This is a genomic window from Pauljensenia sp. UMB3104, from assembly GCF_030217285.1.
Classification (GTDB): domain Bacteria; phylum Actinomycetota; class Actinomycetes; order Actinomycetales; family Actinomycetaceae; genus Pauljensenia.
In genome coordinates, this window is the sequence record NZ_JASONN010000394.1 from 1 (window position 1) to 258 (window position 258).

1 protein-coding gene is annotated in these 258 nt (G+C 72.1%); it reads right to left on the reverse strand.

The window, feature by feature from the left end; translation table 11 throughout:
• Positions 1–258: hypothetical protein (locus QP415_RS12165; RefSeq protein ID WP_285100247.1), on the reverse strand; the 258-nt coding region annotated here is incomplete at both ends.

Genomic DNA, 258 nt, shown 5'->3' on the forward strand with positions numbered 1-258 from the left:
TGATCTCCGAGGCGCGAACCTCGAGGGACACGAGGAAGGGAACCTCGTCGAGGGCCTCGCGCACGGCGGCGGGCTCGTCGAAGTCACGGACATCCACGCCGCCGACGACCAGAGCCTGGAGCTCACCGGAGGCGGCAGCCTCGATCATCTGCTCGGCGTCGAGGCCGCGGGCGGGCAGCTCGCCCCAACCCAGGGACTGTGCCCCAGCCTCGTCGAGGCCGCGGCCGAAGGGAAGCAGACCCGGAAGGAGGCCGGCCT